18 protein-coding genes and 3 pseudogenes are annotated in these 24072 nt (G+C 37.7%); 9 read left to right on the top strand and 12 right to left on the bottom strand.

The window, feature by feature from the left end:
- Window positions 1-628: 628 nt before the first annotated feature.
- Both ACFINH_RS02440 and ACFINH_RS02435 read left to right on the top strand, forming a co-directional pair.
- On the top strand, window positions 629-1066 hold the full coding sequence (locus ACFINH_RS02440; RefSeq protein ID WP_375632061.1) for a hypothetical protein: 438 nt from the start codon (window positions 629-631) through the stop codon (window positions 1064-1066).
- A 604-nt stretch (window positions 1067-1670) separates the two neighbouring features.
- Window positions 1671-1877 (top strand): hypothetical protein, encoded by a 207-nt coding sequence (locus tag ACFINH_RS02435; RefSeq protein WP_375632060.1) that lies wholly within the window; start codon window positions 1671-1673, stop codon window positions 1875-1877.
- A 1190-nt stretch (window positions 1878-3067) separates the two neighbouring features.
- On the opposite strand, the gene ACFINH_RS02430 is transcribed toward ACFINH_RS02435, so the two are convergent.
- On the bottom strand, window positions 3068-4858 hold the full coding sequence (locus tag ACFINH_RS02430; RefSeq protein ID WP_375621002.1) for an ABC transporter transmembrane domain-containing protein: 1791 nt from the start codon (window positions 4856-4858) through the stop codon (window positions 3068-3070).
- A gap of 187 nt (window positions 4859-5045) precedes the next feature.
- Between ACFINH_RS02430 and rpmE the strand changes: the two genes are divergently transcribed.
- From rpmE to ACFINH_RS02415, 3 genes and pseudogenes are all read left to right on the top strand, one after another.
- On the top strand, window positions 5046-5267 hold the full coding sequence (rpmE, locus tag ACFINH_RS02425) for a 50S ribosomal protein L31 (protein ID WP_005774581.1): 222 nt from the start codon (window positions 5046-5048) through the stop codon (window positions 5265-5267).
- A 691-nt stretch (window positions 5268-5958) separates the two neighbouring features.
- A pseudogene (locus tag ACFINH_RS02420) lies at window positions 5959-6205 on the top strand (ABC transporter); the annotation flags it as partial.
- Between the two features lie 858 nt (window positions 6206-7063).
- Window positions 7064-8338 (top strand): hypothetical protein, encoded by a 1275-nt coding sequence (locus ACFINH_RS02415; RefSeq protein ID WP_375632058.1) that lies wholly within the window; start codon window positions 7064-7066, stop codon window positions 8336-8338.
- Window positions 8339-8864: 526 nt separating this feature from the next.
- Here the strand turns inward: ACFINH_RS02415 and ACFINH_RS02410 are convergent.
- From ACFINH_RS02410 to ACFINH_RS02360, 11 genes and pseudogenes are all read right to left on the bottom strand, one after another.
- A pseudogene (locus tag ACFINH_RS02410) lies at window positions 8865-9522 on the bottom strand (inositol monophosphatase family protein); the annotation flags it as partial.
- A gap of 6 nt (window positions 9523-9528) precedes the next feature.
- Complete coding sequence (locus tag ACFINH_RS02405; RefSeq protein ID WP_375617860.1) at window positions 9529-10320, bottom strand: inositol monophosphatase family protein; 792 nt, start codon at window positions 10318-10320, stop codon at window positions 9529-9531.
- An 11-nt stretch (window positions 10321-10331) separates the two neighbouring features.
- Window positions 10332-10907, bottom strand: a complete 576-nt coding sequence (gene efp / locus ACFINH_RS02400) for an elongation factor P (protein ID WP_015856958.1) — start codon at window positions 10905-10907, stop codon at window positions 10332-10334.
- A 441-nt stretch (window positions 10908-11348) separates the two neighbouring features.
- A pseudogene (locus tag ACFINH_RS02395) lies at window positions 11349-11743 on the bottom strand (helix-turn-helix domain-containing protein).
- Window positions 11744-12014: 271 nt separating this feature from the next.
- On the bottom strand, window positions 12015-12413 hold the full coding sequence (locus tag ACFINH_RS02390) for a hypothetical protein (protein ID WP_375632056.1): 399 nt from the start codon (window positions 12411-12413) through the stop codon (window positions 12015-12017).
- A gap of 623 nt (window positions 12414-13036) precedes the next feature.
- Complete coding sequence (locus ACFINH_RS02385; RefSeq protein ID WP_375632054.1) at window positions 13037-13405, bottom strand: helix-turn-helix domain-containing protein; 369 nt, start codon at window positions 13403-13405, stop codon at window positions 13037-13039.
- Between the two features lie 375 nt (window positions 13406-13780).
- Entirely contained in the window at window positions 13781-14146 is a 366-nt protein-coding gene (locus ACFINH_RS02380) for a helix-turn-helix domain-containing protein (RefSeq protein WP_375620996.1), read from the bottom strand.
- Between the two features lie 606 nt (window positions 14147-14752).
- Window positions 14753-15796 (bottom strand): tetratricopeptide repeat protein, encoded by a 1044-nt coding sequence (locus tag ACFINH_RS02375; RefSeq protein ID WP_375632052.1) that lies wholly within the window; start codon window positions 15794-15796, stop codon window positions 14753-14755.
- Window positions 15797-16160: 364 nt separating this feature from the next.
- Complete coding sequence (locus tag ACFINH_RS02370; RefSeq protein WP_375632050.1) at window positions 16161-16526, bottom strand: helix-turn-helix domain-containing protein; 366 nt, start codon at window positions 16524-16526, stop codon at window positions 16161-16163.
- Window positions 16527-17277: 751 nt separating this feature from the next.
- On the bottom strand, window positions 17278-17973 hold the full coding sequence (locus ACFINH_RS02365; RefSeq protein ID WP_375632048.1) for a hypothetical protein: 696 nt from the start codon (window positions 17971-17973) through the stop codon (window positions 17278-17280).
- A 502-nt stretch (window positions 17974-18475) separates the two neighbouring features.
- A complete protein-coding gene (locus tag ACFINH_RS02360; RefSeq protein WP_375632046.1) occupies window positions 18476-19138 on the bottom strand; it encodes a thiamine phosphate synthase in 663 nt (220 codons plus the stop codon).
- Window positions 19139-19503: 365 nt separating this feature from the next.
- Here ACFINH_RS02360 and ACFINH_RS02355 point away from each other — a divergent pair, with 365 nt between their 5' ends.
- The 4 genes from ACFINH_RS02355 to ruvA all read left to right on the top strand — a co-directional run bounded on the left by ACFINH_RS02355 (window position 19504) and on the right by ruvA (window position 24069).
- The gene (locus ACFINH_RS02355) at window positions 19504-20646 is read left to right on the top strand and encodes an OpgC family protein (RefSeq protein ID WP_375632044.1); all 1143 of its coding nucleotides are present in this window, start codon (window positions 19504-19506) and stop codon (window positions 20644-20646) included.
- Between the two features lie 180 nt (window positions 20647-20826).
- Window positions 20827-21345: a DUF1465 family protein gene (locus ACFINH_RS02350; protein ID WP_273790470.1), complete on the top strand. Its 519-nt coding sequence runs from the start codon at window positions 20827-20829 to the stop codon at window positions 21343-21345.
- A 1580-nt stretch (window positions 21346-22925) separates the two neighbouring features.
- Window positions 22926-23441, top strand: coding sequence for a crossover junction endodeoxyribonuclease RuvC (ruvC, locus tag ACFINH_RS02345; protein ID WP_375613206.1), 516 nt, complete (start codon window positions 22926-22928; stop codon window positions 23439-23441).
- Between the two features lie 13 nt (window positions 23442-23454).
- Window positions 23455-24069, top strand: coding sequence for a Holliday junction branch migration protein RuvA (ruvA, locus tag ACFINH_RS02340; protein WP_375611757.1), 615 nt, complete (start codon window positions 23455-23457; stop codon window positions 24067-24069).
- The last annotated feature ends 3 nt before the right edge of the window (window positions 24070-24072 follow it).

Here is a 24072-nt window from a genome sequence, read left to right as displayed (position 1 = left end):
TTTTCATATTTCTGCGTGATTTTTTGTGCCCTCATCATGATAAAAATGGCGGGGGCATTTTAGGCTTGAAAGCTTTCTCAGAGAGTTTTTTCCTTGGACCTTTTAAAAGTCTTTAATGGGTGCTATCGAGAGATAAAATTGCGGGAGAGGTGCAATTTCGAGAAGGGGAGATAATGCTAGGAAATTTGTGAATGCACAGCACTTTAGTATGGTGTCGTTCATGAGGTGGTACTTACTTTTTGCGTGAAAATCATAAAGCTCATACTGTATTGAAGAGTTTGATATTGTGATATTTTTTCTTTTTCATGTTATCATTACTTGTCATCGGCAGAATTCATTTGATTGCAGTTTCAAAGGTGGATTAAGCGGGTAGATTAGAGAGTTGCGATTTCTGAGCGGATTGGAATACAGCTTATGAAGTTTTTGAGCATCAGGACATCTTCCTCTTCAATGGGGGTAGACTTTCTATTAACGAGCGAATTGAATAACTCTTGCGAAAGAAAATAGATTTGCACCTCAATAAAACACCTATTTTTTCATTAAAATGGATAAATTTTTCTTGTATTTTTTGATGATATAATTAAAAGTGATTAACTTCATAGCATCTTGGCTTAAAACGGGGGGAATTGTGGACGGTATATCTTCTAAGAATAACAGTATATCTTCTAAGAATACAAGCATCAAAAGAAAAAATCGATACGCAGAACAGAGCTTTTCTGCAATTATGATGCGAAAATTGTGCAATATGGTGCGTGGGGTATTCGAAGGGATCTTTACAGTATTTACTTTCACAATTTTTCTTATCCTGTTCAACATACGTGGACCGGTTCATGCCGTACTAAGCTTCTTTGCAGGTGCGAGTGGAATAACGTGCTTTTTCTTTTTTGTCGGATACTACTTACAACGCCGCGAAGCAACAGCAGATGAAGCCGGTATATCGCTCACATTACTTTTAGCAATTGGTGAAGGCATTTTTTCTATTTGCTCCCTGTATGCTGCGTGGGGTTACGACGCTCTCTTGTTCCGTTTAGCACCTCCTGGGTATGTTCTTATTCTCCCTGAATAAATAGAGTGCAATTCGTTTGCATACAAATAAAAATGAGAGGCTGTCTGCCTCTCAAATTCTTAATAATCGCTCTCCAAAATCATAACATCAAACCCGCGTTTAATGAATGGACTAACAAGCCTTGGGTCCTTAAGCCTCAAGGCAACCCTTTACAAGGGCGGTGCGCCTAACGGCATCCTTGACCTTAAGATACCCAAACGGCTTATGAACAAACTCTCTTATTAAGCCACATCATCTTTTATTCTTCTCATGCGGTTCTGAAATCATGATATAAGGGGCAAGCTTCTCATCGTGCCTAAATGGTAACTTATCGTGTGTTAAATGGAAAAATGAGAAAAAGCATCTTTATGCAATATAATCCAATTATGATTTTTTGATTTGAAGATAAAGGGTTTAAAGTTCTACAAGACTGATACGATAAAGGGGGGAAGTTGCCTATCTTAGAAACTAAGGCGTATTTTAGGTGCTCTTGATATAGCTATCTCACCAAATGGTTTTGAAGACTTATCCTTTTAGCTCTATTTATTAAAAGGTCATTTTGAGGGGGCTTGGCTAATGAATGTAAAGGAAAATTAGCACGTAATATTTCGCTTTGCTGGTATAGATGCTGAATGAGTTAATTATCGAGAGGATCACTGAAGAGGGAGCGCTAAAAAATGGTGAAAATCCTCCGTACTTCGGTGAATTCGTGGTTGAAGATATAATCGTAGAACTTGGCTTATCTGTTCCTGAAACAGTTGAATGGTTTGAAATGGTTAGGGTGTCAGTTCTGCATATGCTTGGCTCGCTATACAAAAAAATTATGATTTAGTGCAAGCTTTTAAACATAAATACCCTAAAGATATATCTTCTTTGTATATGTTCTTATCATCGTTAATGTGCCTTCTTAAAGCATGATAGGGGGTGCTATAAAATTGAGAGCTGTAAAATATATGGGGCTTGGAGGGGGTGAGAAGATGGTGTTCAATCGAAGTACTCTATCCTTATTTTTATGGGCTATGCCTGAAAGAGAGAGCTGGAGAGACAATTTATGAGCAAAGAGAACGGTGTTTTGAGGTTGCGATGTCTGCAAGAGCAGAACAGTGGTCGTGGTGATATTTACAAACAATAAATTTGATAAAATTTTACAATTTTGCCAAAAGCCGGTTTATTATAAAAGCTGTTGCTCATGTGCTCTCACAAAGTTATAAGAAGCCCAAAAGTGCTAAAAAAGTCTTTGCTCTTTTTCAATAATATGAATCTGCAAACAATATTCAAAAAGTGTTCGTGTGTTTGAAAGAGAATAAAAGGATATTCTTGCAATAGAGAGAAGCGTATTTGTGAATTACAATTTGTCATGATTTTCGGTAAACACTATTGTTTAGAGCGGTGAGAGAGGGCATGAAAAAATTTTCATATTCAGTTTTTTTAAAGAGTGTGGTCAGTCTTTAGGGTAGTGCTTGTGTCCCTAGAGCCTATCAAGTGAGCCGCGTAAGGGTTTCAGCAAGCGAGCACCATTATACTCTTTGCCAGCGTATACTCTTTTGTCAGCGCCCCAATGTTTTGACAGCCCTTAGAACGTAAAGGGGCAAGAGAGGTATTTTATTCCTTTCTTGTACCGTTTCACTTCACACGCCAACTCTGCTTGTGATGAGCAAGCCAAGAGATTTTGTTTGACTCACTATGAGGGTTTGACATGAGAAAATCCTATGGTATTCATGATCTTTCATGAAAAACAATGAATTATCCTTATAAATCAACGTGACAGTGCTGTTATGAAGAGAACTCCTTGCACATCTTAATAGCCCATAGAGATTTAACTGGGTGTTATTTTATATTCTGTACACAGAAGTGTCTTTATAAAAATACTCCATCTTGCGCAGAAAAAAGAACAGCCCGTTAAAAAAGAAAAACATCTCAATGCTTGCTTTTCTTTTTTCCATGAGAGATTTAAATTGATAAGCCTGTCTGAAAAAAGTGCTGTTTATGCCCTTAAAGATATTGCTCTTGTATCAAGATTACTTATTCGGGTGAAAATTGCAATTTTGCGAGGTAAGCATAAACGCCATTTTTTGCCACAAGTTCGGCATGGGTTCCTTCTTCCACAAGGGCGCCTTTATCCATAACAAGAATGCGATCTGCTTTTAAAATTGTTGCCAAACGATGTGCAATGACCAAGGTTGTGCGGTTTTGCATCAACCCTTCTAAGGCGTCTTGCACCAACTTTTCACTGTTTGCATCTAAAGCAGATGTTGCTTCATCAAGCAGCAACAGGGGTGCATTTCTTAAAATTGCCCGCGCAATACCAATGCGTTGTTTTTGTCCCCCAGAAAGCATGGTACCGCGTTCTCCTACTTGCGTATCCAAGCCATCTGGTAAAGCTTGAATAAATTCAAGTGCATTAGCCGCTTTAGCAGCAGCAAGGATTTCTTCTTCATGGGTATTTTCAGTTCCAAAAATAATATTATCACGCAATGTTCCATCAAAAATAGCAACATCTTGTGGAACATAGGAAATTGCACTGCGTAAATCTTGTAAAGAAAGGCGATTAATTTCTATGCCATCCAACCGAATTGTTCCATTTGTCGGATCATAAAAACGAAGGATCAAAGAAAAAATGCTGCTTTTTCCTGCTCCGGAAGCCCCAACAAAAGCAACCGTTTCGCCTGCTTTTACAGAAAATGAAAGCGAGCGTAAAACCTTCTCTTGTGGTCTAGAAGGATAGGTAAAATCAACCTGATCAAAAACAAGTTCACCTCGAACAGGTTGCTCTAATGATAAAGCATTTTTAGGAGCTACAATAGTAGGTTGTTCTTGTAACAATTCGGCAAGCCGTTCAGCAGCGCCTGCTGCTTGGATTAATTCTGCTCCCAGTTCCGATAATTGCGCAAAAGTAGAAGCTCCAAAAACCGCATAAAGGACAAATTGCCCTAATGTCCCTCCTGTCATCGTTCCATTCAAAACATCACGCGATCCAATCCATAAAACAGCAACCACACTGCTAAAAACCAAAAAAATTGCAAACCCCGTAAAAAAGGAGCGCAAGATTACAGAAGCACGTGCTGTTTGAAAAGCACGTTCTATCAATTGTGAAAAACGTATTGTAACGAGTTTTTCAGCGGTAAAAGCTTGCACAGTGCGAATAGCACTTACCTGCTCTGTAGCAACAGCATTGGCATCTGCGAGACGATCTTGCGCCGCGCGGGTACGAGAGCGAACTTTACGTCCAAAGACTACCAAGGGAATGGCCACAACAGGAATAGCCGCTAAAACCAACAAAGACAATTTAGCATTGGTGATCACCATCATCACGACGGCTCCGATCACGATAATCAGCTGACGCAATGCGGTAGAGGCGGTAGAGCCCACAGCTAATTTTATTTGTGTGGTATCTGTTAGAAGCCTTGAAACAATCTCTCCTGAATGTGATCGATCAAAAAAAGCAGGAGAAAGTTTCATAATATGGACAAACACATCACGCCGTAAATCGGCAACAATCCGTTCTCCTAAGGTGATAACACAGTAATAACGGGCTGCTGAAGCAAATGCGAGAAACAAGGCTAAGATAAACAAAATTCCAAAGTAAAAATTAATATGTCCATGGCTTGAAGTAGAAAACCCATGATCAAACATTTGGCGGATAGCCACAGGCAAAGCTAATGTGACAAGAGCAGCAACAGATAACGCTAGAAAAGCAAAGATAAACAACCAACGATAGCGCAAAAGATAAGGAACAAAAATTGCAAGCGAAGAGAATGAAGATTTTTTAGGGGAAGACTTTGTCGATTTTTCTGAACGAGAACGTAATGTCATAAAATTTTGCTCACTGTATTGGATTTGTAACACTTGATACAATGATGTATCTTGAACACTTGTTTTTTGATGCGTGCTCAGTTATAGGAATAAATACTTTAAATCAATGTATCAAAAAGACAAAGGAAGTGCACTTAAAAAAACAAGCAAGTGCTATTTCATTCTATAAACGCAAAAGGTTTGACGCATGAAAGCGAATATTCACCCCAACTATCACAAAATTACCGTTGTTATGACGGATGGAACCCAATATACGACGCGCTCTACTTGGGGAAAAGAAGGCGATACTCTTAATCTAGATATTGATCCAAGAACGCATCCGGCATGGACAGGTGGCTCCCAAACACTCGTAGATCGTGGTGGTCGTCTTTCTAAATTCAAAAATCGTTTTGGTAATATTGGCATGTAAAAGCCTCCTTTTTATGGGGTACAAGGGTTTTAAACAAAACGATTGCAAACGATGAGTTTTTGATCCTATCAAAGAGTGCACTTTAAATATTAATTCAAAAACGCATCCGACATAAACAGATGGGTCTATAAATCATTGTGGTTGCGTTTTTTAAATTCAAAAATCATTTTGAAATATACGCATAAATCCTTTCTTCCCTAGAGTATAAAGACTTGAAATAAAATAATTGCAAACTTTTCTTCTTTTTTGGAACTGAACATACCCATGGAGAGAAAATTTTTGCCGCTTCTAAAGCTGCCAATGCATTTGAATTTATTCAAGCTTTACAAAACGTCTTTGATACGCAAGTAGAAGAACGTGGTACTATGCTTTCTGGGGGCAAAAACAACGCATTGATATTGCACGGGCGATTTTAAGAAATGCACCCCTCTTGTTGCAAGCCGGCACCATCATTATATCTGCCAACTCGTGGATGTTGCTACAGCCCTTGGCATTTGAGATGATTTATTATAGGCATTTTAAGTCCTTTCTTAATAGTTTTTTTATTCACGCGGGCTCTCTCCGCTTGGTACGTGCAAAAGACATGGTTTTGATTGGTTCACCATGGAACATGGTTTGAAATGAGAGAATCCTACGGTATTCGGGATTCTCATTCAACATACAAGACAATGAATTATTATTATAAATCAAAATGTTGCCACTTGATGAAGCAAGATTTGCTTTAGATGCAAACAGTGAAAAGTTGGTGCAAGATACCTTAGAAGGATTGATACAAAATCCTAAATCCTGGTCATTGCACATCGTTTGGCAACAATTTTAAAAGCTAATCGTATTCTCGTGATGGATAAAGGCGCTTTTGTGGAAGAAGGAACACACAACTCATTATAAAAAATAATGTTTATGCGCATTTGGCTCAACTGCAATTTTCATCTGAGTAAGTGATCTTGATACAAGAGCAGTATCTTTAAGGGCATAAACAGTATTCTTTTCAGACAGGCTTATCAATTTGAAACTCTCATGGAAAAAAGAAAGGCAAGCATTGAGGTGTTTTTCTTTTTTAACGGGCTGTTCTTTTTTCTGCCTGACATTTTTATAAAGACACTTCTGTGTATAGAATGTAAAACGATGCCACGTTAATCTCTATGAATAATTAAGGGGAGAGCTCTCTTCATAACAGCACTGTCACGTTGATTTATAATGATAACTCATTGTTTTTCATGAAAGATCTTACATGGAATTTCTCGTTTCAAATTTGGTTATGTTGCATTAATCAAAACCATTTCTCTTGCATGCTGCAAGCAGAGAGAGCTCGCGTGAAGTAAAAATACTTAAAGAAAGAATAAGTCTTCTTCATGAAGTGTCTCAAGTTTTAGGGGCTATCACAACGGGGGGCGCTGGCATAAGAGTATGATGGTGCTGGGCTACTTAAAGAAGAACTGCTAAATAGGCAGAGAGGCGCTTTTTATTGATGTTATAAAACAGTGCGAACAAAGCACGCAGTTTGTTTTGTTGTTTGGTTGAGTTAAGGTTTTTATTACTTTGAAAATCAATATTTCATGGATCATGCATTTTGAGGGCTTATAAGGCTTTTCTTTAAAGTACATAAATCATTAAAACAGCATTATTAAATACAAATTGTTTTATTTCACCAATAAAAACATCTATATTTTGTGTATTGTTTTTATTAAAATAGAATATGTAGTGATTTTCAAATCAGATATACACATAATGATGCAATATCGAGAAGTCGATAAAAGAGCTGCGTTAAATGTTGGTGAGGATAGAAGAAAGCAAGAATGAGTGATCACGATACTTTCATAGTTATAGTAGGAATAGTTATAATAGGGAGCATAATCTATAGTCTTTGGTTAGCAAATTATCAGAAAAAGAAATTAAATGAACAACTTGAACAGTTTGAAAAATTACTGCAGCTAAAAGATCGAGAGTGCGCGATATACCAAAATATTATTGCACAATGGGAACAAAGGCTTGTTAAAAAAACTCAAAAAATATCGCCAAAATGGATTAAACAATGGGATGAAGAAGCAAAGCATTGGGAAAGAGATTTACTGGAGATAAAAAATCCTGAACATTGGCTATCTTCTGAATCGAGCGGACAATGGCCTTTGATGGTAAAAGATATTTGTATGCAAGGATATGGAGAAGCGTGGTTTTTGTATGAAAAGGCGCTGACAAAAGAACTGACTGATGAACATATCAAAAAAATAAATGCGTTCATAATCACTTTTAAGGAAACTTATCTAAAAGCAGTGCGATTGATGAGAAAGAATAGGATCACTTTGCAAAAGTTTGTAGATCCTCTTACGAAAAAAAAACGATATAAACATACAATGTTGTCGCTTCATTGGTGTTTATATATGGTTGATGATATGATTATGGCTGAATATGAACAGCAACTACAAGACAAGGCTTCAGGATACTATGAAGAGTTAAAGTCTTTGGAAATTTATTATGAAGATATACCTAAATATACAGAATATGAAACGCTAGAAGAGATACTGTCTTGTTGGTATCTTAGTCTGCCTAGAGATGCTAAATTACTATGCATTCGTAAAAGAGAGCTTCTAGCATTATTGTATGATATTTCCAGTGCTTATAAAGCGGCAAGAAAAACTTTTATTTACTATAAGCAGCTTATTGATACGGTAAAAGAAGGATATATTGCCTTTGATAAGGATTGTCGTTACTCTACGGTTAGAAATGACATTGATGTTTGTAGAGAGAAAGATAAAGAAAAGAAAAAGGGGTTGCGTATTTCTAAAGAGACTCCAACATATGAAAAAGCCTATAAATTAGGAGTCATAGAATGGATGAAGTGGTCAAGTAAGAAATGTGATAATCAATGGATCTTTTGGAAAATGCTTGTCAAAATAGGAAATTCAAAAGAAAAATTAAAAATCATTTTCGGTGATGAAAAGGTAAATGCACTGGAAGAGGCTATCAAAAAAGATCAAGAACAGTTCGTGAGCGAATTTCAAGAAGCAATTCTCGAGAACAAAAATGTGCATTTTTATAAATCCCATGCCTATTTGATACATACTTTAGAATAATGCTGAAAAGAAGGAGAAGCTGATAACAATTGTATGAATCGGTGAATTTACTGAAACCTCTGTTATCACACGCGGTGGTGAAACATATTGATAAGCAGTGAGAGTAATGTAGAGCAGCTCTTACCAAAAAGGAGAGAGTGGGCTCTTCTAGAGTCAATATTTTTGCGCGCAGTGTAAGAATGATCTCTCAAGAGAAGTAGGAGAGGCTTTTGCCTCAGGTTCGATAATTGCTTTTTGGGGCGTTTGGTTATGATGGGATTTGTGTTTATTGCCTTTTGCTGCTTGTTTGCAGGGGAATTTGAATAACAGAAACGTCAATAAGGTAAGCTATTGGGGATTGCTTTTGTGGGGGGTATAGCAAGTACATTTTTTGTTCGTGGTGATGTTTTTTGTCACTATCTAATCAGTTATTTCCTATCGTTTTCTGTAAAGAAAATTAAAAACTCTTTCTTCATGTGTTTGTTTAAGGTTCTAAGGGTTTTGTAAAAAACTGTAAGAATTAAATGCTTTTTTGAAGTTTTTTTTATAGTTTGATGCGAATGTGTTTATTGCAAGCAATGATGTGTTTTTGCGAAATATATCGCTGCCGCCTTCTTTATCGGTGACAAAACCACCGTTTTTGCGAACCATTAGTATGCTGGTAGTTTTATTAAAAATGTGCAGGTTATCTTCCCAAAAGCTATCGGTTTTTCCCGCGGTACCATAAGATAAACTCAAGAGCAGCGCTAAGACAGTGCAGTCCAGTAACTTCCATCATTATATTGCGTAATTCAATAAGATAGGCTCTATGATTTGGACGACCAAAATGAGGCATGCTTGTAGCAATGACACAATCTTCCAGTCTGCGTCGAGCAGAAACGCGACAGCGTCGGTTATTGAAAAAAGCACCATACCCGCGTTCTGCGGTGAAGAGTTCATCACTCACGGGATTGTAAATGACACCACCAACGATTTTTCCTTGGCTTTCTAAGGCAATGGAAACAGCAAAAAAAGGAATGCCATGGAGAAAATTTGTGGTGCCATCTCAAAGGGTCAACAATAAAACGGTGTTGTGAATCTTCTCCAGTGATTTCTTCTGACTCTTCCATCAGAAAACCAAATTTGAGGTGCGCTTTGCTTAATTCATTTAAAATAATTTTTTCCGCTTTGCGATCTGCTTGGCTGAGGTAATCTGCTGGATTTTTTTAGGCTTAAATGCCTTTTTTGAGGGTTTTTTCTAATTTTAGGCGAATGTGTTCATTGCCGGCAATGATATTTTTTTTGCGAAATATATTGTTGCCGCCTTCTTTATCGGTGACAAAACCACCGGCTTCACGAACCATCAGTATTCCAGCAGCCATATCCCAAATTTGCAGGTTATCTTCCCAAAAGCCATCGGTTCTTCCAGCAGCCACATAAGCTAAATCAAGAGCAGCAGCCCCAAAACGGCGAAGTCCGGCAACCTCTGCCATCACATTACGTAATTCAATAAGGTAGGTTCCATGATTTGGGCGACCAAAATGAGGCATTCCTGTGGCAATGACACAATCTTCTAGTCTGCGTCGAGCAGAAACGCGACAGCGGCGGTCATTGAAAAAAGCACCACACCCGCGTTCTGCGGTAAAGAGTTCATCACTCACGGGATTGTAAATGACACCACCAACGATTTTTCCTTGGCTTTCTAAGGCAATGGAAACAGCAAAAAAAGGAATGCCATGGAGAAAATTTGTGGTGCCATCTAAAGGGTCAACAATAAAACGGTGTTGTGAATCTTCTCCAATGATTTCTTCTGACTCTTCCATCAGAAAACCAAATTTGGGGCGCGCTTTGCTTAATTCATTGAAAATAATTTTTTCCGCTTTGCGATCTGCTTGGCTGACATAATCTGCTGGTCCTTTCAAAGACACTTGCAAATTTTGCACTTCACCGTAATCACGTACCAACGAGCGTCCTGCTTTCATTGCAGCTTGCACCATGACATTCATGACTGCAGAATGGGCCATTTTTTATTCCTTTATTTATCTTTTTCATTTGCACGACGCAAATAAATCAACTCATTGGTGTCTACAATGATACGTTCACCAGCATTCATAAAGGGGGGAACAAGAATACGAATTCCGTTTTCAAGAATGGCGGGTTTATAAGAGGAGGTAACCGTTTGTCCTTTGATGGCAGGATCGGCTTCCGCAATCGTGACAGCAACTTGATCAGGAAGTGAGATGCCAATAGGCTTTTCTTGATAAAGTTCAACTGTGACAGTCATCCCATCTTGGAGAAACGCAGCACGTTCACCAACAAAATCCTTTTGAAGTTCTAGTTGTTCATAAGATTCTGAATCCATAAAGACCAAAGCATCCCCTTGTTGATAAAGAAAGGTGAAATCTTTTTGTTCAAGGCGCACGCGTTCAACTGTCTCAGCAGCGCGAAATCGCTCATTAAGTTTTGTACCATCAATCAAATTTTTCATTTCAACTTGGTTAAATGCACCACCTTTTCCTGGTTTTACAGCGTTGCATTTAACAGCAACCCATAAGCTTCCTTGATGTTCGATCACATTACCAGGGCGAATTTCATTGCCATTAATTTTCATCGTTTCTATCCAATTCTATTCTTGCAAAAAGAACTTTCTTGTTGTCTTTATGGCGCTTTTCTTTGCTGCCTTTAACGGTCAAGCTCTTTTGTTATTTTCGGGCTAAAATCCCTTTGATTAACCTTGCTGCTCTCTCATGGTCCTGTGTGCTCTTTATGGGCTTTCTCCTGCTTTTTGCAAAGAGAAAAGCTTAAGTAAAAAAGGACCTTTATGTATTTTTGCTTTTCAGCTCTTTGCAAGACCATAAAAAGCGCTCAGACGCAAGCTTTTTAAAAATTTGCACAAAAATTTTTTAGAATTTTTGGGGAAATTTATCCCGTTGTGTCGTAAAATATCATCATTGATGGCAATGGTATAATTGATGGCAATGATATAAGTTCCCTAAAACCATGAGGTGTTTTTAATTAAGAATATGTGATGAATATGTGAATACGGAGTTTATTATGAGTGTCTCATGGGATAGAGCGTGGTGTATGTTGTCACAGGGTGTTCGTTTGTATTCTTATCAGAGATCAGCTGTAAAAAGGCTTTTTTATCGAGGTTAGAACTCTAAATCTTTTGAGCAGCAGGTATTTTTCTGTACTTGATGCGATTTCATCATGAGAGTACGGGGGCAGTTGTTTTGTTAAGATATCAGCATAGAAAAAGACAAGTGGAGCATTTAGGATATCAGAAATTTCTTTTAAACGCCCTGCGCTGACACGATTTAAGCCGTTTTCATATTTCTGGATTTGTTGGAAAGTGGCACCTAAATGTTAACCTAAAGTTGTTTGAGACATTTTTAGCATTTTTCGTCTCAAACGAATTTTTTTGCCAATGAATTTGCCACTGAAAATGTCGTTATAAGGATTTTACCAAGACCCTAGAAAATGCTACACGGGATATAGAAAACTCTTCAGCTGCTTCAATCACAGATAGTCCAAGTTTTGCATTTACATCTTCGCGTAACAATTCACTAGGGTGTGGGGCATTTTCATTATTTTTAGTATTTTTCTTTTCTGGCTAAAAATGAGGGTTTTTATTGAGATGCAAATCTCTTTGCCTTTCGCAAGAGCTTTTAAGTCTTTACGTGTAAAATATAGAGTATGTTTACATTAAATAGCGGGTTCATCTGGGCTGAGTACTTATATGAGCACGTAGTTCTCCGTTCACACTATACTGAAAAAGAGACACTATAGTGCTACTATTTAATTTTATTCTATACCTCAAATTCACACCCATGTTTTGTTGCTTTTGAGGTTGATCTGTATAGATCACATTATATCCATTCCGTCGCAACAGATTGATAAATAAAGGAGTAAAGTTGTCTGCTGTATTATTTTTCTTTATAAGAAGTGTGGTTGTAGCTGGTGGTAGAGGTCTCTTGATATCGCTAATAAATTTGTTAGCAACTAATTGTGCCTGACGCTTTGTAAGACTTTGATCAACATAATTTGATGAATAACTGCCTACAGATGCGCAACCTGCCACCAACACAACCGGTGACAGCAATAAATATTTTAACATCTTTAATTCCCCTTACTTATTGTTGCTCTTTATTTGCGAAGCTCCTCTTCCAGAAATAAGAGCAACTTTACGCATAGCACATTAACAACATATCGGTATCTAATCAATCGGTTAATTAATCAATGAATAATGGTTTCAGCTGTAAAGGCTGCTTGAAGTGCTTCTGGTGGCGTATATTTTAATAAACTGCTGCTTTTAGTGATTATGATAAAAAAGCAATTTTTTGCGTTTGCATGTTAAGATCATGTCCTCCATCTCTATTATAAAATGATGTGTTAAGTGTTATTCCAGATTGATCAAAAAAATTTTCAAGCATTGCTTTTTGAGGGCTATCTTTTTTAATACGTATGAATGCTTATTCTGTTTGCTGTAAAATACTGTCGTTTGAGGTGTGGTGCTATAAGACATAAAACTTTGCACATGTGATGTTTTTATGAGAGTGTGTGGTGAATATTTGAGGGGGAGCTTGTCCGGATAATTTTGTGAAATGAACCACATAAAATGGGAAGCTAAAAGAGTTCTGTTCTGAGAAGACGGATTGTTTCCCAACTGGATAGGGAAGGGGCTTCTGTCCTTTGAGGGGTGGGAGGCAAGTCAAGAATAGAGAGCCCTATGTCATGATGTTAAAAGCTTTCATTTTGATCAGAGAGTAATTGTAAAATGGCTCTTTGTTTTATCGAGGTTAGAACTCTAAATCTTTTTAAAAGTAGGTATTCCTCTGTACTTGATGCGATTTCATCATGAGAGTACGGGGGCTGTTGTTTTGTTAAGATATCTGCATAGAAAAAGACAAGTGGAACATTTAAGATATCGGCAATTTCTTTTAAACGCCCTGCGCTGACACGATTTAAGCCGTTTTCATATTTCTGGATTTGTTGGAAAGTAACACCTAAATGTTGACCTAATGTTTTTTGAGACATTTTTAGCATTTTTCGTCTCAAACGAATTTTTTTGCCAACGAAAATGTCATTATCAAGATTTTTGGCTCGCATTTTAAAGCCCCCGCCGGTTGCGAGCGCCCTCGCGTTGGTATTCCGGGAGCTTGAAAATACTGAGTTCTAGTCAGCCTTTTTGCTTTTAGTGCTTAAAGCACCTGGACATAGCAAAAACTCCCGGAATTCCGGGATACCCACAAAGTGGGTTCATCTTTACGCTAGAACTTAGGGTTTTCAAGGCCCCTTTTGGTCGTTGCGTATGCGACCAAAACATCTTTTAATTCATAAAGTAATTTCAGGAAATTTACAATAAAAATTAAAATAGCGTCTCTTAACGTGTCGTTTCTTAAAATGGAGGGGTGGCATGTTTTGCATTTAAGCAATAAAGTGTTCACAAGGGGGGCTTTGAATAGCGTACGCTATCGCGTGATGTTAGCTTGCATTCTCATCAGAGATCAGCTGTAAAAAGGCTTTCTTTTTTACCGTTGTTAGAACTCTAAATCTTTTGAGCAGCAGGTATTCTTCTGTACTTGATGCGATTTCATCATGAGGGTATGGGAGCTGTTGTTTTGCTGAGGTGTCCGCATAGAAAAAGACAAGTGGAACATTTAAGATATCGGCAATTTCTTTTAAACGCCCTGCGCTGACACGATTTAAGCCGTTTTCATATTTCTGGATTTGTTGGAAAGTAACACCTAAATGTTGACCTAATGTTTTTTGAGACATTTTTAGCATTTTTCGTCTCAAACGAATTTTTTTGCCAACGAAAATGTCATTATCAAGATTTTTGGCTCGCATTTTAAAGCCCCCTCCGAGTGCGAGCGCCCTCGCATTGGTATTCCGGGAGTTAAAAACACTGAGTCCGAATCAGCATTTTGCTTTTAGTGCTTAAAGCACCTGGACATAGCAAAATCTCCCGGAATTCCGGGATACCCACAGAGTGGGTTCATTTTTATGTATCGGACCTTAGGGTTTTTAATCCCCGTTGATCGTTGCGTATACGATCAAAAATACCTTTAAATATGTAAAGTAATTTCGGAGGCTTGGCAATAAAAAATAGTTTTTTTATAAGAGACGGCGTGTTTTTCGTCCAAGCAAAAAGAATGAAAAAATAGAGCTTGCGGAATTTTCGGGATAGTCTAGCTCTTTTGCTTATTGGATATTGTTTGTTAAGCAAATGATACCAGTGCGTTTTCTTTACCAATGAAAATGTCATTATCAAGATTTTTGGCTCGCATTTTAAAGCCCCCGCCGGTTGCGAGCGCCCTCGCGTTGGTATTCCGGGAGTCTAAAAACACTGACCTCGAATCAGCCTTTTTGCTTTTAGTGCTTAAAGCACCTGGACAGAGCAAAATCTCCCGGAATTTCTATAAATTTTATCTTTTTGAAGCAGAGAGGAGTATTTTAAAAAACAGGAAGGAGCTTTATTGCTTCTTTGTGCGCTTTTTCTAGTTGTGTCTTGTCCATGCCTTGGAGCATTATTTCAAGATCAGGAGCTTGCATTTTTGCTTCCTTTGCGAGCATATACCATGCCGCTGCCATTATTATATCGCCTTTTGTTCCTGTGCCATCTCGATAAAGCCTTGCAAGGGAAATCTGTGCTGGTGCAATCATGTTGACGGCATTTCTGTGAAGTAAATGAAAAGCACGCTGAAAATCTGTTTCTCCTCCACGCCCCTGTACAAGCCATTGTGCTAAATGAAGTTGAGCTTTTAAGTGGTTGTTTTGAGCTGCTACTTCCATGAGCTTGCGGGCATTGCGATCATCTTTTGGGCGTTTTAATGTGCCTAAGGAAAGAATTTTTGCAGCAGAAAAAGCCGCTTCAGCATCCCCAAGAGCAGCACCTTTTAAGTACCATTTTAAGGCTTGCTCTATTGCTTCATTTTCACGACTTTGGGAAGAAACACCGGGGAGAGCTTGTTTTTCCTGTGAGGCTTTATAAAGAAGCAGTTGTCCATAATAAAAATAGGCTTCCTTGACGCCTGCATTGACAGCTTTTTGAATGAACTGTTCGCCAAGTTTTTGATTTTGTTTTATAAAGTGACCATCAAACAACATAAGTCCATAGCGTAGTTGTGCTTGCGGTTCCCCCTGTTTTGCGGCGCGTTCAAACCATAAAGCAGCACGCGCACCGTCAATAGGGACAGCACATCCCTCCATATAAATTCTGGCAAGAAGAGTTTGTGCAAAAGGATCATTTTTTTCAGCACGTCGGAGTGCTTCACGAAAAGCTTTTAAATAATAACCTTGGATGTAATAGTCATAGGCTTGATCATAGTCTCCAGCTTTTAAGGGCTGAAAGGGTTCTTGAGTGTTTGAAGCTTCTTGAATCGTATTGAAAGAGCTTTCAGAATTTGAGATTTCTTCAGTGTTTCCCGCTGAACTTACAGCAGAACTTGCAAGCCCAATCACGCCTAAGATAAGCAGCTTCACGCTTCTCTTGATCATGGTGTTTTCTCCTCATTACCAATCAGAATTTTCACATTTTTTTTTCATCATTACAAGCCGTATAAGAATCTCATTTCTATATTACTTTTTATCTCTCAGTTTTTCGTCTTGGTTCAAGGTAGGGTTGGGTAAGTTAAAAAAGTAGCATAAATGTCGACGAGAGACAGACTGTTTAAAACAGTTCTGTTAAAAATAATACAGTCCTGTTAAAAATAATAATGATGAGAGGTTATCGTATGTAAAGATGCTTATCTTCTATTATATCAATGGCTTCTCCCCCTAAAATGAAAAAATGCTTACAATGGAGGTTGCTTTTTAAAATACGTATGAATGCTTATGAATAGCGCACGCTATCCGTGTGATGTTAGCTTGCATTCTCATCAGAGATCAGCTGTAAAAAGGCTTTCTTTTTTACCGTTGTTAGAACTCTAAATCTTTTGAGCAGCAGGTATTCCTCTGTGCTTGATGCGATTTCATCATGATGATACGGGGGCTGGTGTTTTGTAATGATATCCGCGTAAAAAAAGGCAATAGGAACATTCAAAATATCAGAAATTTCCATTAAACGCCCTGCGCTGACACGATTTAAGCCGTTTTCATATTTTTGAATTTGTTGGAAAGTGACACCTAAAGCGTGCCCTAAAGTTGTTTGAGACATTTTTAGCATTTTTCGTCTCAAACGAATTTTTTTGCCAATAAAAAGATCAATATTAAGATTTTGAGATTGCATTTTTCCCCGCCGGTTGCGAGCGCCCTCGCATGAGTATTCCGGGAGCTTGAAAATACTGAACTCAAATCAGCCTTTTTGCTTTTAGTGCTTAAAGCACCTGGACATAGCAAAAACTCCCGGAATTCCGGGATACCCACAAAGTGGGATAAATTCATGTTTGAGTTTTCGGGTTTTCAAGGCCCTATTGATCGTTGCGTATGCGACCAAAACATCTTCTAATTCATAAAGTAATTTTAGGAAATTTACAATAAAAATTAAAATAGTGTTTTTCTCGTGAGAGGTATTGCGTTTTTCATCAAATCAAATGGAGTTAGGAAATTTACGGCGGGCGTGTACTACGGTTAAAATCTCAGTTTATTTTGCAGCTACTCGATACAATATAAGATAATTTGGATGCGCTATGATTTCCCGCAATCTTAGCACTCTCTCACTTTGACAATATAGGTACAGATGCTCGGACAATGGTAGTATACAAGCTTCTTTTAAAATTGAAAAATCTCTCCCATTTTAATATGCAAGAAGTTGTTTCAAACCCTTCCTAGGTGTTGTGTATGCGATAAAAAACATTTGCTCAATGATAAAGTGATTATAGGGGGAATAAAGTGATTTTAGGAGATTGCAGTAAAAATGAAAAAAGTTTTTGTAACTTACAGCTTTTTAATGAGAGGCGGAGAGCCCCTCATTAAAGCAAAGCTTAGTTATTTTACTACTATGATTTTCACATCCTAATGACAATTAATGGTGCTTGATTTTACCGTAAGCGAGAGGATAATTCTTCCTGATATTCATATTGGCTTTTAAAACTAATATCAAAATTAAAACGATCTTTACAATTTTTCACAAAAGTCTCTCTTGCATGTACACAGCGTATAAAATTATCTCCTTTTTTTAATCCTAATATTGAGAAAGCTTCATTAAGCAAGTCGTCTCGTTGTTGCCACAAATCTTCTAAATTTTGTATAAGGCTTCCAGGATCAGCTACAGAGATTGAAGTTTCTAGGTGCTTTCGCAAGTTTTCTAAATTTTGTATAGGGCTTTCAGGACTTATGGGGAATGAAACCGCATTTTTTAATGTTCGCGCTACAATACCATGATTTTGAAATATATTATATGTCCTCTCTGCATATTTTTTAGCTATTAAAGATGGAATATCACTAGATATACCATTTCTAAGAATGACAATATTCTCTTTATTAATTATTTTTGAATAGCCATTCCCACTGCATTTGTATTCTGTTGGTTCTCCTTCTTGTAAGTGAGCTTCACATGGTAACAGTAAAAACCCCTGTGTTTCATCCTCAAAAAGACCTAACATGCCATGTTTAAAAAGACTTTTCTCTATATAGAAAGGTGAAAATACGTTTTTAAAATAGTTACATTTCCAATAAAATCTTGAAACAAATGAACTATAAATATAGTCAAAATCAATATTTTTTGTATTTTTCATTTTCTCCCCTTTTTAATTTAAAAACTGTATAATACATTTTTTATTGATAAAATTTGTTGAATAATAATTTATGAAACAATAACTCATGTAATTACTGTTAATTACATTTACAATATCCCTTAATTAAAAATTATTTATTTTTATATTAAGTAATCTATAACTACTACTATTATTATTATTATTATTATTAATTATTGTTATTGTTAGTAACTAAAATCTCTAATTTAATTTGAGACAGTGTACTGTTTTTTTGAAAGTGCTTTGGTTTTTCCCTTATTTTTATCATTTTAAGTATCATCAGGGGGTTGTCGTTCCCCAAAATCACTTCTTCTACAGCAATGAATTCATATGTGGTGTTTAAGATTTTATCAAAGAGTGCAAAATTGTTTCCTGCTTGAACTATGGCAGGGATTTTCGTAGCTTTTACTTATCGCTATGTTCACTGGGTATTGCATGAGTGAGTGTATGGGGTTTTATCAGCGGCTTATGTATGTCTCCTATATTACAAGGGGGTGTTTTCACATTTTTCTTGCATTGTTTTAAGCAGTATTAAGGGGTTGTCGTTCCCCAAAATGACTTCTTCTACAGCAATGAATTCACATCCAGTCTTTAAGACTTCATCAAAGGTTGAAAAATCGCTTCCTGCTTGGATAATGGCGGGGGTTTGCATAATTTCTGCCCACCATGTTGCTAACTGGAGATTGCGGGGGTGCGCTTGGGGTTTTTTATCAGCACCGAGTTTTCCAAAGAACAGGTAATCAACACCTGTTTCCGCTGCAAGCATAGCACTATGGCGATTGCGTAAATTGCCAAAGCCTATAATTTTTTGTTCCTTTTGCTGATTTTTGAAGCTTTCAAGAGCGTTAAGATCATCTTCTATGTGCAATCCATCAGCCTTTATGCGCCCAGCAATGCGGCTGTCATCAGCAATGAGAAGGGCTGCGTCATGATGTTGAATATCTTCTGCGTAAGTTTGCGCTTGTTGTTGTAAAAAAGAGCTATCATCTTTCAATTTTTCAGAATCATAGAGGATGACGCATGCAAAAGACTTTGTTTGTAAAATTTGCTGCAAAAATGTGTGTGGGGTGTTGCGCCGAACATCAAGTGTTAAAATCAACTGAGGGAAAAGAGGTGGATCAATTGGTTTATTTTTTTGTTGTGTCATGTCAAATCCCTGTTTCTTAGAAAAAATAACGCTTAAAAATTAAAGTTTCATTCTATTATGCTTATTTGCGATGAAAGTGACCACCATTTTCACGTAATTTAAAGGATTTGTGGGTGTGTGGAAGCCTGTTTATGAGAAATGAGAGTGTTTTTAAGCATAATATGTTACCTTTTCGCTGTGATACACGTATGGACGCTTTTCGTTCTTTTGCCTTTAAAAAACTTTTGCTTTTAAAAAAATAAACGCTTAAAATGAAACTTGACTCTTAAAAATTAAAATTTCATCCTGTTCATGCTTGTTGGCAATAAGGGTAAGCACCATTTTTATGGGACTTCAAGGGGGGTGTGACGTGTGGGAGTCCACTGATGAAATACCAAGGTATTCTTGAGCATAATACTCAACCTTTTCGCCGTGATACACGCATTGACGTTTTTCGTTCTTTGGCCTTATTGACGATTTTCATCAACCATATTCCCAGAACGATCTATGAGTCTTTTACTCATAGAAATTTCGGTTTTTCTGATTGTGCAGAAGTGTTTGTTTTGCTTTCAGGGATTGCTCTTGGGTTAAGCTTTCATGGACGATTACAGCAAAAATCCTTTGCTTTTATTATCCGAAAACTTTGGTACAGAGCTCTGCAGCTCTATGGGGCATATCTTTTTACGACTTTTGTCACCTTAAGTCTTTTTTTTGCTGCCTTTTTATTATGGCGAACAGAAAAACTTTTATCGATGAACAACGTGGGACTCTTTTTTAAAGAGCCTAGTATCGCATTTTTGAGTACCTTAAGCTTTGGGCATCAATTGGGATATAATAATATTCTTCCTCTTTATATCGTTTTGATGTTTTTTGCGCCTTTTATCCTTTATTTGAGTTGTAAGCAGACAAAATGGCTGCTTTTGGGCTCCTTTACACTGTATCTTATCTGCGGATTTTACAAAATTGCTCCTCCTTCTTATCCTTTAAAGGGAAAGTGGTTTTTAAATCCTTTGTCTTGGCAATTCTTATTTGTCATAGGATTGACCAGTACTTTAGCGCTTAAACAAGGAAAAAAAATCGCTTTTCAGTCTTTTTGGATTGTTTGTGCGGCAGCGTATCTCTTGTTGGCACTGTTATGGGTTCGCTTAAACTGGTGGGGCATTTTGGGGTGGCTTGGCTGGTCTTCCCCATTGGTGAACTTTAATAAAACCTTTTTAAGCTTGCCACGTTTACTCCATGTTCTTGCATTAGCCTTTCTCATTCTTTCTTTGCCGCGCATCAATAAATGGTTTTATGTCTCTCAGAAACATCCTTTAGCAATTTTAGGAAAACATAGTTTACCGGTCTTTGTAACGGGAACCATTTTTGCGATGTTTGGACAAATTATAAAAACAGTGATGACAGAAACGTTTTTTTCCGATACCCTCTTAATAATAACGGGTATTGCTTTGCAATTTGGAGTCGCTTATTATTGTGAAAAACGGCAATCTTGGCAGTGGTCATTTTCAAGGAAAATGATCCGTTTATAAAAAATATTCCTGTAGTGTTTGTTGGGCACGTTAACCTTAGTATAAAAAGTGCGTTGCGCAAAAAAATTAAAAGAGGTAGCAGTTTTAAAAAAAAGCGTTCTATACAGCAACAAAAGAAACTTTTTAATACTCTATTCGTTAAGGGGTGTGATTTTGTGCTGATACTTGGAGTATAAAAGCGTGAGTGTACATAAACGTCCATATGATGAACCTATTATCATGATTGAGCATAATGCTTTTGAAAATGCTTTTAATCGTCTCTATGAAGAAACAATGGCGCTGATTGAAGAAACCGCAGCGTATATTGACTCAGAAGGGAAATTAGTGGCACGCTCTCTTTCGGCAGAGGTTTCTGCAGTCTATGCGAAAGAGGCTATGTATTTAAGTACACGACTTATGCAAATCGCTTCTCAACTCCTTCTTCTTCGCGCAGAGCGTGAAGGGGAAATGTCATCAGAACAAATAAAAAAAGAAATTGTAAAAGTGTCACTTCATACACCGACATTGGAACTTGAAACCCCTCATTGGCATGAATTGCCAGAAATTTTTCGCCAATTTGTTTCTCATTCATTGCGTTTAGAAGCGCGGATAACCTATATGCGTGCTGGGTGGGAAACTGCGGCCTCCTGTGCTCTAGAAGATGATAATCCAGTGGGAAAACAAATCGAATTGCTCAAAACAGCCTTTGGGCGTTCTTAGAGGGACTCCCCTTGCTTTGTGCGAAGGAGAAATATCATCAGAACAAATAAAAAAAAGAAATTGTAAAAGTGTCACTTCATACACCGACATTGGAACTTGAAACCCCTCATTGGCATGAATTGCCAGAAACTTTCCGTCAATTTGTTCTCATTCATTACGTTTAGAAGCGTGCATTTTTTTCATTTAGAGATGCTGCTGTAGTTTAAGCGCTTTGGTCAATAAGCGGCGGCTTTATCTTGAACGATGATAATCTAGTGGGAAAATAAATTGAATTACTGAAAACAGCTTTTGGGCGTTCTGAGAAGAATAGCTCCTTGCTTCTTTCTTACGATATTTAGAGCAGTATACCCATTTTTTTTACAACCGAAATTTCACAATTAAAACTAATCTAGAGTGTTTTTTTCTGCCTAATTTCTATTTGGCGTAGAAATATCTTGAGCTTATAGCTTAGAGGGGGTGTATAAGTATTGATTTCGAATATGGCATGGGATGGAGTATGGTTGGTCTTATGGAAATCGACTTTGGTTGATTGCAGCTGGAACACTTTCTGTTGATCTATCGTGTGATTTTGTTTTGGCTCTGATAATGATCTGGCTTTAAGATAGAGTAGGGGCTTGTACATCAATTTATTTGTGCTCTATAATTTATGCCTATAAAGCTGCTGTAAAGTGTGTGTTAATGAGGATGATACACATTGTTGCAGTTTTGGGGCTTCTTTTGTTTTGAATGGAAGTTATTTTTCCTCGCGTAAAATAAAATATCCAAAATAAAGTGCCATATAATGAATGCCCCATGGGTTCCCTGTGCCCCCATGCAATGTCCCTCTCTACGCAATGTCATTGTGGTGTGATGAGTATACTCAAAAACACCTCTCAGTTCTTATTCACATTCGTTGAGCCTCTCTCATTTTTACGTTTGCAAAGGAAAAAGCCGGCACTATCATCATATTTTCCAGTTCTCAATGTTGCGACAAGCTCTTGGCACTTGAGACAATTCATTAGAGGCATTTTTAGTCCTTTCTTGTACAGTTTCACTCTATACGGCAATCCCACGTTTCATATGTAAGCGAATGGTTTTGATTGATTCAAGATAAACAGATTTGTAATGAGAAAATCTTAGGATATTCGGGATTCTTATGCAACATACAAAATAATTAATTATCTTTATAAATCAACGTGTTGCCTTGTTATGATAGCGTCATGCTATAATGTAAAAAGTTTTCGCAAAGTGTGTAGCATCCGTTTCATAGCCTCTTTATACTTATGAATGTGCAATCCAGCACTGATCTATTTTCTCGTTTGCGATGTTTAACCGTTATGGCATTGGATATGATATAGAAAGGGAATTTTTATGCTTTAGAGGGTGCTTGCTTGTGATGTGTGAATGGTTTTGATTGATTTCAGTTATGCTTCATAAAGTGTATTCCATAAAGATGCTGTTCGTTGTGTGTTATAATTGTATAAATTTGGGGGATATGATTATCTTTTTACTGGTTTTGTCTTGGGTTGCTGGTTTCTTTGTGGTCTTGTCTTTATTCACATCTTTATTCACAGGGGGGAAAAGTGTATAGACTGTAGTTTATGGCAGAGACGATTCGTATTATAGGCATTGATCCCGGATTACGGCGTACAGGGTGGGGCGTTATCGATGTTGCGGGTAATCGTCTTCAGTTTATTGCAGCAGGGACGGTTTCTTCTGATGTACAGTGTGAGCTGGCTTCCAGACTATGTCAGATCCACAAAGGTCTTTCAGAGGTTGTGCATCAATTTATGCCCCATGAAGCTGCTGTAGAACATGTGTTTGTCAACAAAGATGCTACAGCAACTTTAAAACTTGGGCAAGCGCGTGCAATTGCACTGCTGGTTCCTGCGCAAGCAAATCTTCCTGTTTTTGAATATGCGCCCAACAAAGTGAAAAAATCAGTTATTGGGGTTGGACATGGGGCTAAAGAACAAATCCATATGATGGTCAAAGTTCTTCTCCCACGGGCTGAATTTGATAGCAGTGATGCGGCTGATGCTCTTGCTCTTGCTCTTTGTCATAGTATGCATCGTAACAGTATTGACCGATCTTATCAGGCAAGGATGGCGATATGAGTGGGGTGGAAGCATGATTGGCAAATTAAAGGGCACTCTTGAACATATCTTTGATGATCATATCCTTCTTGATGTTCACGGTGTGGGGTATGTTGTTTTTGTGTCAAATCGGCTGCGTCCTTCTTTACCCTCTGTTGGGGAGGCGTTAAGCCTTTTTATTGAAACGCATGTTCGGGAAGACGCAATCCGCCTTTTTGGTTTTGCTACAAGAGCTGAACAGGAGTGGTTTTGTCTTCTACAAAATGTTCCTGGAGTAGGGGCAAAGGTTGCTTTGGCAATCTTGGGTACTTTATCGCCAGATGAACTTGCACAGGCTATTGCTTTAAACGATGTTGCGATGATTAGTCGAGCGCCAGGCGTTGGTAAAAAAGTCAGTGAAAGAATTGTGGGTGAACTGAAAAGTAAAACACTCCCCTTTGAACAAGCTGTCAAGACTGTTTCGGTTTCTCAGCGTGAGATGACCAATCAACCTGCGCATGATGCGCTTTCCGCGTTGATGAAGCTAGGGTTTGAACGGGAGCATGCATCTCGTGCTCTTGCTCTTGCGATGAATGCTCTTGAGGGGGAAACTGTTTCTTCTGCCCTGCTGATCCGCCATAGTCTCAAATTGCTTTCTTCTCCTACTTAAAAT

The organism is Bartonella sp. AA74HLJMH, from assembly GCF_042197045.1.
Taxonomy (GTDB): Bacteria; Pseudomonadota; Alphaproteobacteria; order Rhizobiales; family Rhizobiaceae; genus Bartonella.
Note: the sequence above shows the minus strand (reverse complement) of the source record. Positions and strands in the feature narration are given on the sequence as shown.